Origin of the sequence: Synechococcus sp. FACHB-909, from assembly GCF_014698945.1 — a bacterium.
In the GTDB taxonomy this organism is placed as follows: domain Bacteria; phylum Cyanobacteriota; class Cyanobacteriia; order PCC-6307; family Cyanobiaceae; genus Cyanobium.
In genome coordinates this window covers 101139-115589 of sequence record NZ_JACJTY010000003.1, presented here as the reverse complement: position 1 = coordinate 115589, position 14451 = coordinate 101139, and the positions used below count along the sequence as shown (strand labels likewise).

Sequence of the window (14451 nt, the reverse complement as noted above, 5' to 3'; positions counted from 1 at the left end):
GTCCGCCTTCGACCTGCCGGCTTGGGCTGCAGACTCCGAACTGGCTGCCACCATCGGCACCCTGCGCCGCCTGGCTCAGGCCGCCGGCTCCGCCAGCAGGCCGGTGAGATCCTCGCTGCCGAACACCTGGCGATAGGCGGCCGTGCTGGTGCAGAGAACCACCGGCACCGCCACCAGCAGCCCCACGAAGCAGGCCAGCAGGCCCACCAGCACGATGGCGAATTCCACCAGGGCCAGCAGCAGCACCGAGCCCCACTGGGGATCGAGCAGGGTGCGGCCCCGGTTGATGGAGTCGATCGGTCCGCGGCCCTCCAGCAGGGCGATCTGGGCCATGAACTTCTGGTTGACCGCCAGGTAGATCAGCAGCGTGAAGGCCGCCAGGAACGGAAGCACGGCCAGGATCTGGTTGAGCTGGGCAGCGGCGACCCCCACCAGGGCCCCCACCATCAGGATCGCGATCATCAGGATCCCCAGGGCCAGGCCGTTGCGGAACAGCCGCCAGCTGGCCGGCCCATCCCAGCGGGTGAAGGTGCCCATGGCCGGCTTTCCGCCCGAAAGGGCGCTCCAGGCACCGCGGACCAGGCCCGTGGTGCTCCACAGGCTCACCAGCACGCTCAGGATCGAGCCCACCACCAGCCGGACCACGTCCACCGCCGTCACCACGGCGGCCTCGTCGGGGTCCACCTGGCCCTGGATCAGGGAGCAGATGCTGCTCAGCACACCCGCCAGCAGGGTGAAGCCGATGAACACCAAGGGGGCCCGGGTGAAGGCCTGCCAGCCCTGCTTCACGGCCTCGATCACCTTCAGGGAGGATCCGCCGCTGGGATCCTGCATCAGAGACTCGGCCATCGCTCGGGGGGGAGTTGCCGGGAGGTTAGGCAGCGTCCGACGGGCGGCCACCCCATCGGTGCGAAGCGTTGCATCCGGCGCCACGGGGTGGATCGTCGGTCAGCCCGGATCCAGGAACTTCAGCGCCGCCTGGGTGCGGTTGCTCACCTGCAGCTTCTGAAAGATCGTGTGCAGATACACCCGCACCGTCCCGGTGCCGAGGCCGAGGCTGGTGGCGATCTGGCGGTTGGTGAGACCGCCGGCCATGGCCGCCAGCACCTCCCGCTCCCGTGGCGTCAGCAGCGCCAGGGAGGCCTCCGGCGGGCCGGCGGCGGCAGGGGTGTCCCGGGTGCGCAGGGCCCGGGTGGCGGAGCGGTCCCACCAGCTGGCCCCCTGTTCGACGCTGGTCAGGGCCGTTTCCAGGTGCGCGAAGGCCTCCGCCTTGTGGAGATAGCCGCTGGCGCCGGCGTCCCACAGCCGCTGCACCCAGCGACTGTCATCCTGGCTGGTGAGAACCAGCACGGGCAGGTCGAAGCCGTCGCTGATCCGCCGGCAGGTCTCCAGGCCCCCCAGCCCGGGCAGGCCGATGTCGAGCACCACCACATCGGCCGGGGCCTCCGCCAGGGCCTCCAGGCCCTGCTCGCCGTCGCTCACCGAACGGACGGCGGTGACCGATGCCAGGCGCAGCAGGAACGCCTCGATCCCCACCCGGAACGCCTCGTCGTCCTCGATCAGCAGCACCCGCATCAGCCCGGCGGCTCCTCAATCGGCAGGCGCACCTCGATGCTGGCCCCTCCGGCGGGCAGGTTGCTGGCCCGGATGCGGCCCCCATGGGCTTCGGTGATCTGTCGGGAGAGATAGAGGCCCAGTCCGCTGCCCCGCTGCTCCGGATCACTCTGGTAGAAGCGCTCGAACAGGTGGGGCAGGCTCGCTTCGGGGAAGCCCTGGCCCCGGTCGCTGACGGTGACCACCGCCTGGCCCTGCTGGCGCTGCAGGTCGACCCAGACGCGCTCGCCCCGAAGGCTGTGGTTGATGGCATTGAGCAGCAGGTTCTCCAGCAGCCGCCGCAGGCCGCCGGCATCCCCCGCCAGGGTGAGGCGGCCTGGGCCGGTGGGTTGGCGCTGGATCAGGGTCACCTCCCGCTCGCGGGCGATCGGACCCACGGCCTCGATCGCCTCGGCGGCAAGGCGCCCCAGGTCGCAGCTCTCCGGTTGCAGCCTGAGGCCCTCCTGGTCGGCGCGGAACAGCCGCAGCAGGTCCTCGATCAGCCGCAGGCTCCGCTCCTGGCTGGCGAGGATGGCGACGAGGCCCCGCTCCAGCAGGCCCCCCGGACTCGGACTCGCCTCGAGCTCCATCATCCGGGCCGTGGCGATCGTGCCCAGCACGGGGGTCTTGAGGTCGTGGGCGAGGGTGGCGATCATGTCCCGGCGCAGGTCCGCCTGGGCCAGCCGCACCTCCAGGTCCACCTGCTGCCGCAGCAGGTGGCGGTTGTGCAGGCACAGGAAGGTGGTCACGGTCAGGGCCAGACAGACCAGCAGGCGATCCACCAGCACCGCCCTCCAGTCGGGATCCGGCACCGGCACCACCAGGTTCACCAGGGTCAGCCCGCAGCAGAGCGCCAGGAAGGCGAGGGCATCGCGGCGTTTGCGCTGGGGGGCCCCGATCACCAGCGGGATCACGTAGAGGTAGCCGAAGACGATGTGGGGCGGCGTGGCCAGCTCCAGCAGCAGGATCAGGCCGGTGAGCGCCCAGGGCGGCCCCGGGGATCGGGCCAGCCGGCGCAGGCGGCCCGTCTCGCCGGCCGGGCCGGGACTGATCATGGCTCCCCGTCGGGGCCCGGCGCCGTGGTGTCGGAGATCAGGTGCAGATCGATGCTCAGCCCCCGCAGCTGCTGCTGCAGCCGTTCCGAGATCGGCCGGCGCAGCAGCACCTGCCAGCGGGAGCGCAGCGTCTGCCCCAGCACGATCTGGCTGATGCGCCGCTCGCGGGCCACCCGGGCGATGGTGCCCAGCACGTCGCTGCTGTCGATGCGCAGGAAGGTGCCGCCCACGTCCTCGCACAGGGTGGCGCAGGCTTCGAGCCGCAGGGTCTCCTCCCGGCTGAGGAAGCGGCCGGGATCCTGGATGGTGAGGGCCAGCAGCGGCGCGTCCATGGTGCTGGCCAGGCGGGCGGCGCGCCGCAGCAGCCGGGTCGCGCTCGGATAGGCCGACAAGCAGACCATCACCCGCTCCCGCAGGCCCGCCGCCGTGGGCTCCTCCTCCTCCACCCGGTCGGCAACCTCCCGCAGCGACAGCTCCCGCAGGGCCACCAGGTGGCGTCGCTGGAAGAAGTTGGCCAGGGCCTGGGGGACCTTCTCCGGGGCATAGACCTTGCCCTCCCGCAGGCGCTCCTGGAGGGTCTCGGGGGTGACGTCCACCAGGACCACCTCGTCGGCCTGCTCCAGCACCCGGTTGGGGATCCGCTCCCGCACCACCACCCCGGTGAGCTCGGCCACCAGATCGTTGAGGCTCTCCAGGTGCTGGATGTTGAGGGTGGAGTACACATCGAGACCGGAGAGCAGCAGGGCCTCCACGTCCTGCCAGCGCTTGCGGCGTTCGCTGCCCGGGATGTTGGTGTGGGCCAGCTCGTCGACCAGCACCAGCTGGGGCCGGCGCTCCAGCACGGCGGCCACGTCCAGTTCCTCCAGGGTCACCCCCTGGTAGAGCAGGCGCTTGCGGGGCACCTGCTCCATCCCTTCGGCCTGGCGGATCGTTTCCTGGCGGCCGTGGGTCTCGAGCAGGCCGATCACCACGTCGGTGCCCTCCTTGAGCAGCTCACGGCCCTCCTGGAGCATGCGGCAGGTCTTGCCCACGCCCGGGGCCATGCCGATGAACACCTTGTGGCGGCCCCGGCCGCGGCTGGAGCGGATCAAGGCACCAGCTCGTCCAGGGCGAGGTTGAAGGCCAGCACGTTCACCAGCGGCGGCCGCGCCAGGCCGAGCAAGGGCCGGTGGCTGTGGCGCTCCAGCAGGGCCTCCAGGCGGTCGGGCGGCAGCCGGCGGGCGGCGGCGATCCGCGGCAGCTGCTGCCGGGCCGCCGCCAGGCTGATGTCGGGGTCGAGGCCCGACCCGGAGCTGGTGAGCAGATCGGCGGCCACACTGCCCACGCCGCGCTCGGACCAGACGACGACCTCCGCCGCGACCCGCTGGGCCAGGGCGGGGTTGCCGGGGGCCAGGTTGCTGGGGCCCGAGCTGGGGGGATCGCCGCTGCCGTAGGCCACGGCGCTGGGCCGCCCCTGCAGGTAGCGATCGCCCGCGAAGGCCTGCCCGATCAGGGCCGAGCCCACCACGCGCCCATCGACGCGCACCAGGCTCCCCTCGGCCTGCCGGGGGGCGGCGATGCGGGCCAGACCGAGCATCGGCACGGTGATCACCACGACGGTGAGCAGCCAGAGCACCAGGGTGAGGCACAGGCCCTGGCCGAGGCGGGAAAGGGCGTTCATCAGAATTTCTCCGGGCGGACCATGGCGGTGAACAGATAGGCCGAGAGGGCCAGGGTGACGCTGATCAGCAGGGCCAGGGCATGGCTCTGCAGGCTGTCCAGGCGGCCCCGCTGCAGGGGGGCGAGCAGCACGGTGCCGGCGGCAAGCAGCAGGGGCAGCCAGAACAGCGGTCGCTTGAGCAGATCCATCGGGAAGACGTGCAGCGGTGGAGGGGAGAGTGCGGAGCGGATGGGCGGAGGGCGCGGGCCCGGCCGGCTCAGAGGAGCCCCAGGGCGCCGATCGCCAGATCGATCGCCTTGATGCCCACGAAGGGGGTGATCACGCCGCCCAGGCCGAAGAGCAGCAGGTTGCGCCGCAGCAGCTGGTCGGCGCTGAGGGGCCGGAACTCCACCCCCTTCAGGGCCAGGGGCACCAGGGCCGGGATGATCAGGGCGTTGAACACCATCGCCGAGAGGATCGCCGACTGGGGACTGGCCAGCCCCATCAGGTTGAGGGGGCCGAGGCCCACCCCGGCGAACAGGGCCGGCAGGATCGCGAAGTACTTGGCCACGTCGTTGGCCAGGGAGAAGGTGGTCAGGGCGCCGCGGGTGATCAGCAGCTGCTTGCCGATCGTCACGATGTCGATGAGCTTGGTGGGATCGCTGTCGAGATCCACCATGTTCGCCGCCTCCTTGGCGGCCTGGGTGCCGGAGTTCATGGCCACGCCCACGTTCGCCTGGGCCAGGGCCGGGGCATCGTTGGAGCCGTCGCCGGTCATGGCCACGAGCTTGCCCAGTTTCTGCTCCCGGTCGATCACGGCGATCTTGTCCTCGGGGGTGGCCTCGGCGATGAAGTCGTCGACACCGGCCTCCCGGGCGATCACCCCGGCGGTGATCGGGTTGTCGCCGGTGAGCATCACGGTGCGGATCCCCATGCGGCGCAGCTGGTCGAACCGCTCCCGGATGCCCGGCTTGATGATGTCCTTGAGATAGATGACGCCGAGGATGGCGTTGCCGCGGCAGGCCGCCAGGGGGGTGCCGCCGAGCCGTGACACCTGCTCGTAGGCCCCGTCGAGGTCGTCGGGCACGGTGCCGCCGCGGGAGCGCACGAACCCCTTGATGGCGTCGACGGCCCCCTTGCGGAATTCGATCCCGGCGGGGTCGTCGCTGCCGCTCATGCGGGTGCGGGCCGAGAAGTCGAGGCCCGTGGCCTGCTCCGCGGCGAAGGGCAGCACGGCGCCGCGCTGCTCCGCCAGCCGCACGATCGAGCGGCCTTCGGGGGTCTGGTCGAAGCAGCTGGCCGCCAGGGCCACCTCCGCCAGCTCCGCCTCGCGGTGGCCGCCCACCGGCAGGAACTCCTCCGCCAGCCGGTTGCCGAGGGTGATGGTGCCTGTCTTGTCGAGCACCAGGGTGTTGATGTCGCCGCAGGCCTCCACGGCCCTGCCTGAGGTGGCGATCACGTTGAACTGGGCCACCCGGTCCATGCCGGCGATGCCGATGGCCGACAGCAGTCCGCCGATGGTGGTGGGGATCAGGGCCACCAGCAGCGCCACCAGGGTCACCACCGGGGTGGGTTCCTTGAGGTAGCCGGCCAGGGGCGGCAGGGTGGCCACGGCGATCAGGAACACCTGGGTGAGCACCGCCAGCAGCACCGTCAGGGCGATCTCGTTGGGGGTCTTGGTGCGCTCGGCCCCCTCCACCAGGGCGATCATCCGGTCGATGAAGCCCTTGCCCGGATCGGCGCTGATGCGGATGGTGAGCTGGTCGGAGAGGATCCGGGTGCCGCCCGTCACCGAGCTGGCCACGTCGGAGCCGGCCTCCTTGAGCACCGCCGCCGATTCGCCGGTGATCGCCGACTCATCCACCGAGGCCACCCCCTCGATCACCTCGCCATCGGCGGGGATCGTGTCGCCGGCTGCCACCAGCACCACGTCCCCCTTGCGCAGGCTGGAGGAATCCACCAGCCGTTCGCCGCCGGCGGGATCGAGCAGCCGGGCCTGGGTGCGGGCCTGGGTGCGGCGCAGGGCATCGGCCTGGGCCTTGCCCCGGCCTTCCGCCAGGGCCTCGGCGAAGTTGGCGAACAGCAGGGTGGCCAGCAGGGTGAGGCTCACCAGGGCGTTGAACAGCCGGCCGGAGGCCTCCTTGCCGTCGCCGAACAGACCCGGGCTAACGGTGGCCAGCAGGCAGACGACCGTGCCGCACCAGACCACGAACATCACCGGATTGGCGGCGGCGGTGCGGGGATCGAGCTTCACGAACGCCTGCAGGGCGGCGCGGCGCACCAGGCCCTTCTGGCGGGGTCGGGGCGTGTAGCGCCGCTGGTCGCGGCGGCCCCGCGGCATGCGGGGAAAGAGGGTGCGGGCCGGCAGGGAGGTCATGGCGGGTCGAATCAGGTGGCGAGGAGCAGGCCGTCGGCGATCGGCCCGAGGGCGAGCACGGGGAAAAAGGTGAGGGCGCCGAGGATCACCAGCACCACCGCCACCACCACCGTGAACAGGCTGGTGTCGGTGGCGAGGGTGCCGGGGCCCGGCGGCAGCGCCGGCTTGCGGGCATAGCCGTCGGCCAGCAGCACCAGGGCGGCGATCGGCAGGTAGCGGCCCCCCACCAGGCTGACGCTGGTGCTGAGGTTCCACCAGAGGCTGCCGTCCCCCAGGCCCTCCATGCCGCTGCCGTTGTTGGCCGCCGCCGAGGCGTACTCGTAGACCACCTGGCTGATGCCGTGGGGCCCGGGGTTGCTGATCCCCGCCAGGTCCGTGGCTCCGGCCATGGTGAACGCCGCGGGCAGCAGCACGAACACCGGGTGGATCAGCAGGATCAGGCTGCTCCACACCACTTCCGCCTTCTCCACCTTGCGGCCCAGGAATTCAGGTGTCCGGCCCACCATCAGTCCGGTGAGGAACACCGCCAGCACCATGAACACCAGCAGGTAGGCGATGCCGGTGCCCTGGCCGCCGAAGACCACCTGCAGGAACAGGTTGAACAGGGCCACCAGGTTGGAGAGCGGCAGCAGCGAATCCATGGCGCCGTTGACCGCTCCCGTCATCGAGCCGGTGGTGAGAACGGCCCAGAACGCCGTCAGTCCGGCCCCGAAGCGCAGCTCCTTGCCCTCCAGGTTCGGGCCGCTGATCCAGGCCGACAGGGCCGGGTTGCCCCCCTGTTCGGCCGCCATCGCCAGGGCGGAACCAGCGGCGATCAGCGCCGTGACCAGCAGCAGCAACAGGGTGCTCTGGCGCCGGTTACCGAGAAAGCGCCCGAAGGCGTCGATGCTGGCGGCCGGGATGGCCACCATCGCCCAGCAGCTGAGCAGGTTGGTGAAGCCGTCGGGGTTCTCGAAGGGGTGGGCCGAGTTGGCGCCGTAGAAGCCGCCGCCGTTCTCACCCAGCTGCTTGATCGCCTCGAACAGGGCCACCGGGCCGCGGATCAGCAGCTGGCTGCCCCCCTCCAGGGTGGTGATCCGCAGGGGATCGGCCAGGGTCATCGGCACACCGCAGAACAGCAGCGGCACGGCAAGCAGCAGGCTGCCGGGGATCAGCACCCGGGTGAGGGCCCGCACCAGCTGGCGATGGAAGTTGCCCAGGGGCAGGCCGCAGAGGCCGCGGATCACCGCGAAGCCCACCGCCAGGCCGCTGGCCGCCGAGACGAACATCAGGAACTGGATCACCCCCAGCTGGGCGAAGGTGCCCAGGGTCTGCTCAGGCACGTAGTGCTGCTGATCGGTGTTGGTGAGGAAAGAGAGGGTGGTGTGCAGGGCCAGGTCCCAGCGCAGGCCGGGCCAGCCCAGGGGGTTCAGCCAGGGGGGCTGGAAGGCCAGCAGCAGGAAGGCCAGGCCGCCGAAGCAGGCGTTGGCCACCAGGAAGGGCTGCAGGTAGGCCCAGGCCGTGGCCGCCGGCTGGCCCCGGTCGCCGATCCAGCGCAGCAGCCCCGTCTCCAGCGGCAGCAGCCAGGGGTCCCAGGCGGGCTGGGGGCGGTCGTCGAAGACCTGCCAGAGGTGGCGGCCCAGGGGAAAGGCCGTCAGCACCGCCACCGCCAGGGTGACGGCGGCCAGAAACCAGGGGAGCATCGGGGGGCTGTCCTGCGGTCGCGCCCACCCTCCCGCCGGCGGGGTGGGCGCCGCAACTGACGAAAGGCAGGGGTGGGGCCAGCACGGCTGCGGCCGCTTCAGGCGCCGCCGCAGCTGTGCTGGCTGTCCGGCAGGGTCCAGGCGCCGCCGGTGCGCAGATGGCGGGCCCGGTTGATGCGACCGCGCCCGTCGCCGCGGGGAGCCCCGCTGCAATCCGGCAGCAAGCTCAGGCAGAGCTCCACCGCATCCCCTTCCCGGCTGCTGTGGATCGCCGGCACCATGTCGTAGGAGACCTGGTAGCCCCCATTGGTGTAGCTGACGGCGGAGCCGGAGCCGGCGATGGGGATCTGGACGCCGTTGGCGTCAGCGGCACTCAGCCGGTAGTGGATCTCCCGGACGAACGTCGGGCTGCACGCGCCGAGGCGGCGGTCCCCCGGTTGCAGGGCGCCCGCCAGGGCTTGTCACCGTGGCTCCCCGGTGGCCTCGCCCGCTCGCGGTGCCGAGGCCACCAGAGCTTCGGCGGCCCGCCGGGCATCGGCGCCGGCCAGGGGAGTCCGCTGCAGGAAGGCCACCACCAGGGCGCCTTCGAACAGCAGCTGCAGCTGGCGGGCCAGACCCTCCGGGTCGGCGACGGCGAGATCACGGCAGAGCCCTTCCAGCAGGTCGCGGCAACCCTGCTTGAAGGCCTCGGCCGCCTGCCGGGGCAGATCCTCCGCAGCGGGGTACTCGCTGGCGGCCTTGATGAACAGGCAGCCGTGGAACGCCGGCGAGCGCACCGCCTGCTCGAGCCAGTCGAACACCGCCAGCAGGCGCGTCCCGGGGTCCTCCGGCGCCGCGGCGATCCGCTTGGCCAGCCCCGCGGCGATGGCGTTGCCGCGGCGCTCCAGCACCGCGGCGATCAGCTCCTCCTTGGATCGGAAGTGCTTGTAGAGGGTCATCTTGGCCACCCCGGCCGCGGCCAGCACCGCGTCGATGCCCACGGCCCGGTAGCCGTGGCGGGCGAAGAGCCCTTCGGCCGTGTCCAGCAGCGCGTCCCGCTTGGCGGAGGTCCTGGTGGTGGCGCCGCTCGCTGGCATGGATTCTGCTGCAGTAGGCCCAATCTAGTGAGTAGACAGAAAGGTCTGCTACCTTTGGATGCGCAGACTGGTCTGTCTACTCAGGCTGTCCGCATCCCCGGCCCCCCATCCCTCGCCCCGATGCTCAAGCTCCACGGCCACGAACTCTCCGGCAACAGCTACAAGGTGCGCCTGCTCCTGGAACTGCTCGGGCTCGACTACGACTGGGTCCGCGTCGATCTGATGGCCGGCGAACACAAGGGGGAGGCGTTCCTCTCCCTCAATCCCTTCGGCCAGGTGCCCGTGCTCCAGGAGGACGGCACCACCCTCTCCGACGCCCAGGCGATCCTCTTCTACCTGGCGGCCCGCCAGGAGGATGACCTCTGGCTGCCCGCCGATCCCCTCGGCCAGGCCCGGGTGGTGCGCTGGCTCTCCACCGCCGCCGGTGAGGTGCGCCAGGGCCCGGAAAGTGCCCGGCTGCACCATCTGTTCGGCGTCAAGGCGATCCCGATCGAGCGGGCCACCGAGAAGGCCGCCTTCCTCCTCGACCAGCTGGAGCGGCACCTGGCCCACCGGCAGTGGCTGGAGCTGGAGCGCCCCACCATCGCCGACATCGCCGTGTTCCCCTACGTGGCCCTGGCCCCGGACGGCGGCATCGATCTGGCCCCCTATCCCAACGTCTGCGCCTGGATCGGGCGGATCAAGGCGCTGCCGGGCTACGTGCCCATGAAGGGCCTGGAGGCCTGAACGGAGCCATCCCCATGAGCCAGCACTACCTGCATCGCCATCTGACCCCCGCCGTGGGCGAGGCCCAGCTCCAGGCCTATGGCCAGAGCCAGGGCGTCCCCCCGGCTCCGGCATCCGATCGCCTCAGCGCCAGGGAGATCACCTTCATCAGCGCCCGCGACAGCTTCTACCTTGCCAGCCTCACCGAAGCGGGTGCCCCCTACCTGCAGCACCGGGGCGGGCCGGTGGGCTTCCTGCGGGTGCTCGACGAGCGCACCCTGGGGTTCGCCGATTACGGCGGCAATCGCCAGCTGCTCACCGCCGGCCATCTGCGCCGCGATCCGCGGGTGGCGTTGTTCCTGATGGATTACGCGGCCCGTCGCCGGCTCAAGATCGACGGGGAAGCGCAGGTGGTGCCGCTCGCTGATGATCCCCAGCTGGCGGAGCAGCTGGCACCGGAGGCTGCCGGGGAGGTGGAGCGGCTCTTCCGCATCCGGGTGGAGGCCTTCGACTGGAACTGCCCCCAGTTCATCACCCCCCGGTTCACGGCCGTGGAGCTGGAAGCCCAGCTGCGGCCGTTGCAGGCGCGGATCACTGCGCTGGAGGATGAGCTCCAGGGTCTGCGCCGGCTGCGCTCATGACAATCCTTCCCCTCCTCGATGGGGGAAGGAGATGTCCAGCACCAGGCAGCCCTCGGCGTCCGTGCGAAACGGGCCATGCACCTCCCCCGGCGGCCGGCTGGCGTAGTGCCCGCTCTCCAGCCACAGGCCGACGGCCGCGTCGAACAGGCGCCCGCTGACGATGAAGATCTCCTCGGGGAAGGGGTGGGCCTTGCCCCCGAAGGCGGTGGTGTCGGCCCCGCTCAGGAAGCGGGTGAGGCGGGTGATCTCCCCGGTGGCCGGATCCTCACTGAGCACCAGCTCCTGCACCTGGCCCTCCAGCCCCTCCAGCCAGCGCCAGCGATGGGCCTGCTCCAGCGCCAGCGGATTCCAGTACGTGCTGGTGGTTTTGCTCATGGTGGGGTGAGGTGAGCGGCGGCGGCCAGGTGGGCATCGATGAGCGGCGCCAGCCGCCCGGCGTGATCCAGGCCGAGATCATGGTCGCCGCCGTTGATCACGTGCAGACGGGCATCGGGCAACAACAGGGCCAGGCGCTCCCCGGCGGCCACCGGGCTGAACGGGTCGGCATCGCCCCACAGCAGCAGGGTGGGCGCGGCGACCTCCGCCAGGTGCTCGGAGAGGTCGGTCGTTTCCGTGGCGAACCAGTCGGGGAGGTGGGACAGGCTGGTGCGGAAGCCGGCCCGCCAGTCGGTGGCCCCCAGCTCCACCATCGGCAGGCCGCCGGAGGTGGCGGCCAGCACCAGGTGCGTCACCCAGCCGGGCCGGGCCAGGGCGGCCTGCAGGGCCAGCACCCCACCCATCGACTGGGCGATCAGGGCGCAGGGGCGATCCAGCGGTTCCAGCACCAGGGCCAGCAGGTCGTCGAAGCCCTCCACCCCCGGCCGGGGCGGGGTGTCGCCGAAGCCGGGCCAGCCCAGGTGCAGCCGCTCGGCGCGGCAGGCCAGCCGCTGCTCCAGGGGACGCCAGAAGGACGTGTCGCCCGAGGCGCCGGGAAGGAACAGCAGCCGCTCGGGCCGGCCGCTCACGGCCCATCCGCCCCCACGCCCACCAGGGCCGCACTCGCCTCCCAGAGCCGCCGGGCCAGGTCAGGGTCCTGGCCTTCGGCGCTGGTGGCGGTGGCCTCGAACAGGTGCCGTCCCGGGGCTGTGACGCGGTTGCGGAGGTAGGTGAAGCCGCTGGCGGCGTAGGCGTCATCGACGGCCAGGGCTGCCAGCAGCGCCCCGGCGTTCTCGACGCTCTCGGTGAGGCGCAGCAGCGAGCGGGCCGCCAGGGCGAACAGCCGCTGCCCCAGCTCATTCGACTGGCGGCTGTAGCGCCAGAAGCCGCCTGTGCTCGTGGGCGGGATCACCAGCCCCGGGCTCCAGGCGATCACCGGAGCGGGCGTGCCCCGCGCTTCCAGGCGCCGGGCGAACTCCCGGGCGAACAGCACGTTGCAGAGCTTGCTGTCCTTGTAGGCCTTGTCGGCACTGAATGGAGCCGAGCCGTCCACCATCGTGGTGCCCTGGCCCGGCCGCAGGCCCGCCAGCTCGCCCAGGCCCGCCGGGGCCCCCACCTTGCCCCCCGCGGTGGTGGGGTCGTGCACCTCGCTGGCGGTGACCACCAGCCGCGGGGATTGGGCGGCCGCCACCAGGGGCCAGAGCTGGTGGGCCAGCAGGACGTGGCCCAGATGGTTCACCCCGAAGCTGAGCTCATGGCCCTGGGCCGTGCGGCGCGGTTCGCTGGCGCCGGCGTACTGGAGGCCGGCATTGAGCACGAGGGTGTCGATGGGGGTCCCCCGGGCGAGCAGGGCGGCGGCACAGGCCTGCACGCTCTCCAGATCCGCCAGGTCGCAGACCGCGGCGGCGGGGGGCGTGCCGGTGCCAGCCCGCTCCAGCACCCGGCCTGCGGCCGCCTCGGCGCTGGCCCGGTCCCGGCAGGGCAGGGTGAGCCGGTGGCCGGCCCGGCAGAGGATCACCGCCGCCTCGAAGCCGATGCCGGAATTGCCGCCGGTCAGGAGGATGTGGCGCGCTGCAGCCAAGGGCGGACTCCTGGGGGTGCCGGAAGGGTGCCGAGCGAGCCAAGGCTACGGACCCCGGGCTCCCAGCTGCCGATGCCGGTCCTGCCAGAGTGCTGCCTGTGCCCCGACTCCCCCGACGCTCCTTCCTGGCGCTGGCGACGGCCGCGGGCCTGGCGGCGGCCATCGGCGCCGGCGTGGCGTTCCGGGAGCACACCCGCAACGCGCTCACGGTCACCAACCGGAGCGGCCGCACGATCACGTCCCTGGAAGTGTCCCTGCCCTGGGAGACGCTGCGGTTCGAGCCGATCGCCGCTGGGGAATCGGTCAGCCGCTCTTTCCGCATCGTCTCCGATGCGAGTTTCTTGATCGAGGGCGAGCTGGCGGACGGCACCCGTCTGCGGGCCGCCGAGGGCTACGTCACCAACGGCCAGTACGGGGAAGAGGTGCGGATCGAGGTCGGTCCCGGCGGTGCGATCCAGCTCCGCCAGCAGCGGCGCTGACGCGATCAGAACAGCCGGAACAGATTCAGACCGCCACCTTTGGGGGCCGGAGCCTCCTGGCCTTCGCTGGAGCCCGGATCGAGGCGCTCCATGCCTTCCCCCAGAAAACGGGTGGCGGTGGAGCGCCGCTCCAGGCTGAGCCGCCAGGCGGGGCTGCCCTGGGGGCTGCTCAGCAGCAGCGTGTCGCCGTAGGCGGTGAAGGTGACCATCGCCGCCTCCATCGCCGCCATGGCCTGGGCGCTCACCGCGCAGGTGGTGCGCTCCGGAGCCAGCAGCACCCCGCGCTGCACCAGCCGGGCCGCTTCCGGGGCTCTCAGGTCATCCGGCACAGCGCTGTCGGCCATCGGCAGCTCGCTGGAGGTCCACATCACGATGTCGCCCTCCTGGCGGCCCATGCCCGTGGCCGTCGCCTGGTAGCCGAGGGCGGTGGGGATGGCCGGCCAGCTCAGTCGCTGGGCGCCACCCGCCGGGGTGCTCGTCAGCTTCACCGGCGCCAGGAAGTCGTGGCCGCTGCCCACCGGGAAGCGGATCTCCGGGGCGTAGTTGCTGGCCACCACATGGTTCCCCACCAGGGAGGCCTGCTGCGGCACCGCCGGCGCCTCATCGCCCGATGGCCAACGGCCCGAGGTGCCCGCGGGGCCGGTGGCGGTCGCCAGCCGCTTCAGGCCCGAGAGCGCCTGGCGTCGCTGCTCCTTGGTCAGTCCCTGCAGGGTGATGATCTCGGGCTGGCCGGCGCCGGCGCTCTCGGCGCAGCCGCGGAAGATCAGCAGCCGGCCCCTCGCCTCGGGAATGTCCTCCTCCTTCCACTCCCGGCCCCGCTCCCCAGGGCTGTCGCTGCCGCTCTTCAGCGGCAGGGCCGTCCCCATCGCCATGGCCGCCGGGATGCGGTGCTCGGCCGTGGGGTTGGCGGTGGTCTGCGGGGACTGCAGCCGCAGCTCCAGCTGGCGGCTGGTGGCGCCCATCGCCGGCCGGCCGCCCAACATCATCTGCAGCATCCCGGCGCCGCCCATCGCCCCCATCCCCGCCGTGGTGGTGGCCTCGATCCTGTAGGTGGCGACCGGCGCCGGCGGCTTGGCGCCCGGTTTGGCCGCCGCCAGGGCCGGCAGGGCCTGGCCGGTGCCGAGCAGAACAACGAGCGGTGCGGCCGCCTGCCAGGACACCCGCGGACCAGCACCCATGACGTCCATGCCGTTGGAGGGACGCACAAT

At 72.0% G+C, this 14451-nt stretch carries 17 protein-coding genes; 3 read left to right on the top strand and 14 right to left on the bottom strand.

Translation table 11 applies throughout. From position 1 onward, the window contains the following. Positions 1-75 precede the first annotated feature (75 nt). The 10 genes from H6G99_RS06715 to H6G99_RS06670 all read right to left on the bottom strand — a co-directional run bounded on the left by H6G99_RS06715 (position 76) and on the right by H6G99_RS06670 (position 9422). Positions 76-849 (bottom strand): DUF7544 domain-containing protein, encoded by a 774-nt coding sequence (locus H6G99_RS06715; protein WP_094587279.1) that lies wholly within the window; start codon positions 847-849, stop codon positions 76-78. 99 nt (positions 850-948) lie between these two features. Next, positions 949-1575 carry a response regulator transcription factor gene (locus tag H6G99_RS06710; protein ID WP_094587281.1) on the bottom strand — a complete coding sequence of 209 codons (627 nt, stop codon included), beginning with the start codon at positions 1573-1575 and terminating at the stop codon, positions 949-951. Beyond that, a complete protein-coding gene (locus tag H6G99_RS06705) occupies positions 1575-2648 on the bottom strand; it encodes a sensor histidine kinase (RefSeq protein WP_190610666.1) in 1074 nt (357 codons plus the stop codon). The genes H6G99_RS06710 and H6G99_RS06705 overlap by 1 nt, the downstream gene beginning before the upstream one ends. Then, positions 2645-3739 carry a sensor histidine kinase KdpD gene (locus H6G99_RS06700; protein ID WP_190610664.1) on the bottom strand — a complete coding sequence of 365 codons (1095 nt, stop codon included), beginning with the start codon at positions 3737-3739 and terminating at the stop codon, positions 2645-2647. Before H6G99_RS06700 ends, H6G99_RS06705 begins: the two co-directional genes overlap by 4 nt. Then, entirely contained in the window at positions 3736-4308 is a 573-nt protein-coding gene (gene kdpC, locus H6G99_RS06695; RefSeq protein ID WP_190610663.1) for a K(+)-transporting ATPase subunit C, read from the bottom strand. The genes H6G99_RS06700 and kdpC overlap by 4 nt, the downstream gene beginning before the upstream one ends. Then, complete coding sequence (locus tag H6G99_RS06690; protein ID WP_094587289.1) at positions 4308-4496, bottom strand: potassium-transporting ATPase subunit F; 189 nt, start codon at positions 4494-4496, stop codon at positions 4308-4310. The genes kdpC and H6G99_RS06690 overlap by 1 nt, the downstream gene beginning before the upstream one ends. Positions 4497-4564: 68 nt before the next feature. After that, a complete protein-coding gene (gene kdpB / locus H6G99_RS06685; RefSeq protein WP_190610661.1) occupies positions 4565-6664 on the bottom strand; it encodes a potassium-transporting ATPase subunit KdpB in 2100 nt (699 codons plus the stop codon). Between the two features lie 11 nt (positions 6665-6675). Next, positions 6676-8346 carry a potassium-transporting ATPase subunit KdpA gene (gene kdpA / locus H6G99_RS06680; protein ID WP_190610660.1) on the bottom strand — a complete coding sequence of 557 codons (1671 nt, stop codon included), beginning with the start codon at positions 8344-8346 and terminating at the stop codon, positions 6676-6678. Positions 8347-8444: 98 nt separating this feature from the next. Continuing rightward, entirely contained in the window at positions 8445-8627 is a 183-nt protein-coding gene (locus H6G99_RS06675) for a hypothetical protein (RefSeq protein ID WP_190610658.1), read from the bottom strand. Positions 8628-8807: 180 nt separating this feature from the next. Next, the gene (locus tag H6G99_RS06670; protein WP_094587295.1) at positions 8808-9422 is read right to left on the bottom strand and encodes a TetR/AcrR family transcriptional regulator; all 615 of its coding nucleotides are present in this window, start codon (positions 9420-9422) and stop codon (positions 8808-8810) included. Between the two features lie 120 nt (positions 9423-9542). On the opposite strand from H6G99_RS06670, the gene H6G99_RS06665 reads away from it, so the two are divergent. Continuing rightward, positions 9543-10148 (top strand): glutathione S-transferase family protein, encoded by a 606-nt coding sequence (locus H6G99_RS06665; protein WP_190610656.1) that lies wholly within the window; start codon positions 9543-9545, stop codon positions 10146-10148. A gap of 14 nt (positions 10149-10162) precedes the next feature. Continuing rightward, positions 10163-10768: a pyridoxamine 5'-phosphate oxidase family protein gene (locus H6G99_RS06660; RefSeq protein ID WP_190610654.1), complete on the top strand. Its 606-nt coding sequence runs from the start codon at positions 10163-10165 to the stop codon at positions 10766-10768. Here the strand turns inward: H6G99_RS06660 and H6G99_RS06655 are convergent. The 3 genes from H6G99_RS06655 to H6G99_RS06645 are packed head-to-tail and all read right to left on the bottom strand — an operon-like array spanning position 10763 to position 12764. Continuing rightward, a complete protein-coding gene (locus tag H6G99_RS06655) occupies positions 10763-11143 on the bottom strand; it encodes a cupin domain-containing protein (protein ID WP_190610652.1) in 381 nt (126 codons plus the stop codon). The genes H6G99_RS06660 and H6G99_RS06655 overlap by 6 nt on opposite strands. Further along, a complete protein-coding gene (locus H6G99_RS06650) occupies positions 11140-11772 on the bottom strand; it encodes an alpha/beta fold hydrolase (RefSeq protein ID WP_190610651.1) in 633 nt (210 codons plus the stop codon). The genes H6G99_RS06655 and H6G99_RS06650 overlap by 4 nt, the downstream gene beginning before the upstream one ends. Beyond that, positions 11769-12764 carry an SDR family NAD(P)-dependent oxidoreductase gene (locus H6G99_RS06645; RefSeq protein WP_190610649.1) on the bottom strand — a complete coding sequence of 332 codons (996 nt, stop codon included), beginning with the start codon at positions 12762-12764 and terminating at the stop codon, positions 11769-11771. Before H6G99_RS06645 ends, H6G99_RS06650 begins: the two co-directional genes overlap by 4 nt. A gap of 98 nt (positions 12765-12862) precedes the next feature. Between H6G99_RS06645 and H6G99_RS06640 the strand changes: the two genes are divergently transcribed. Next, a complete protein-coding gene (locus H6G99_RS06640) occupies positions 12863-13243 on the top strand; it encodes a hypothetical protein (protein ID WP_190610648.1) in 381 nt (126 codons plus the stop codon). 5 nt (positions 13244-13248) lie between these two features. Here the strand turns inward: H6G99_RS06640 and H6G99_RS06635 are convergent, their stop codons facing one another. Beyond that, on the bottom strand, positions 13249-14421 hold the full coding sequence (locus H6G99_RS06635; RefSeq protein ID WP_190610646.1) for a hypothetical protein: 1173 nt from the start codon (positions 14419-14421) through the stop codon (positions 13249-13251). Positions 14422-14451: the final 30 nt, after the last annotated feature.

Bases quoted from the DNA above. Each gene is read 5' to 3' on its own strand.
- H6G99_RS06715 (WP_094587279.1), bottom strand. From the start codon at position 849: ATGGCCGAGTCTCTGATGCAGGATCCCAGCGGCGGATCCTCCCTGAAG.
- H6G99_RS06710 (WP_094587281.1), bottom strand. From the start codon at position 1,575: ATGCGGGTGCTGCTGATCGAGGACGACGAGGCGTTCCGGGTGGGGATC.
- H6G99_RS06705 (WP_190610666.1), bottom strand. From the start codon at position 2,648: ATGATCAGTCCCGGCCCGGCCGGCGAGACGGGCCGCCTGCGCCGGCTG.
- kdpC (WP_190610663.1), bottom strand. From the start codon at position 4,308: ATGAACGCCCTTTCCCGCCTCGGCCAGGGCCTGTGCCTCACCCTGGTG.
- H6G99_RS06690 (WP_094587289.1), bottom strand. From the start codon at position 4,496: ATGGATCTGCTCAAGCGACCGCTGTTCTGGCTGCCCCTGCTGCTTGCC.
- kdpB (WP_190610661.1), bottom strand. From the start codon at position 6,664: ATGACCTCCCTGCCGGCCCGCACCCTCTTTCCCCGCATGCCGCGGGGC.
- kdpA (WP_190610660.1), bottom strand. From the start codon at position 8,346: ATGCTCCCCTGGTTTCTGGCCGCCGTCACCCTGGCGGTGGCGGTGCTG.
- H6G99_RS06675 (WP_190610658.1), bottom strand. From the start codon at position 8,627: ATGGTGCCGGCGATCCACAGCAGCCGGGAAGGGGATGCGGTGGAGCTC.
- H6G99_RS06670 (WP_094587295.1), bottom strand. From the start codon at position 9,422: ATGCCAGCGAGCGGCGCCACCACCAGGACCTCCGCCAAGCGGGACGCG.
- H6G99_RS06665 (WP_190610656.1), top strand. From the start codon at position 9,543: ATGCTCAAGCTCCACGGCCACGAACTCTCCGGCAACAGCTACAAGGTG.
- H6G99_RS06660 (WP_190610654.1), top strand. From the start codon at position 10,163: ATGAGCCAGCACTACCTGCATCGCCATCTGACCCCCGCCGTGGGCGAG.
- H6G99_RS06655 (WP_190610652.1), bottom strand. From the start codon at position 11,143: ATGAGCAAAACCACCAGCACGTACTGGAATCCGCTGGCGCTGGAGCAG.
- H6G99_RS06635 (WP_190610646.1), bottom strand. From the start codon at position 14,421: ATGGGTGCTGGTCCGCGGGTGTCCTGGCAGGCGGCCGCACCGCTCGTT.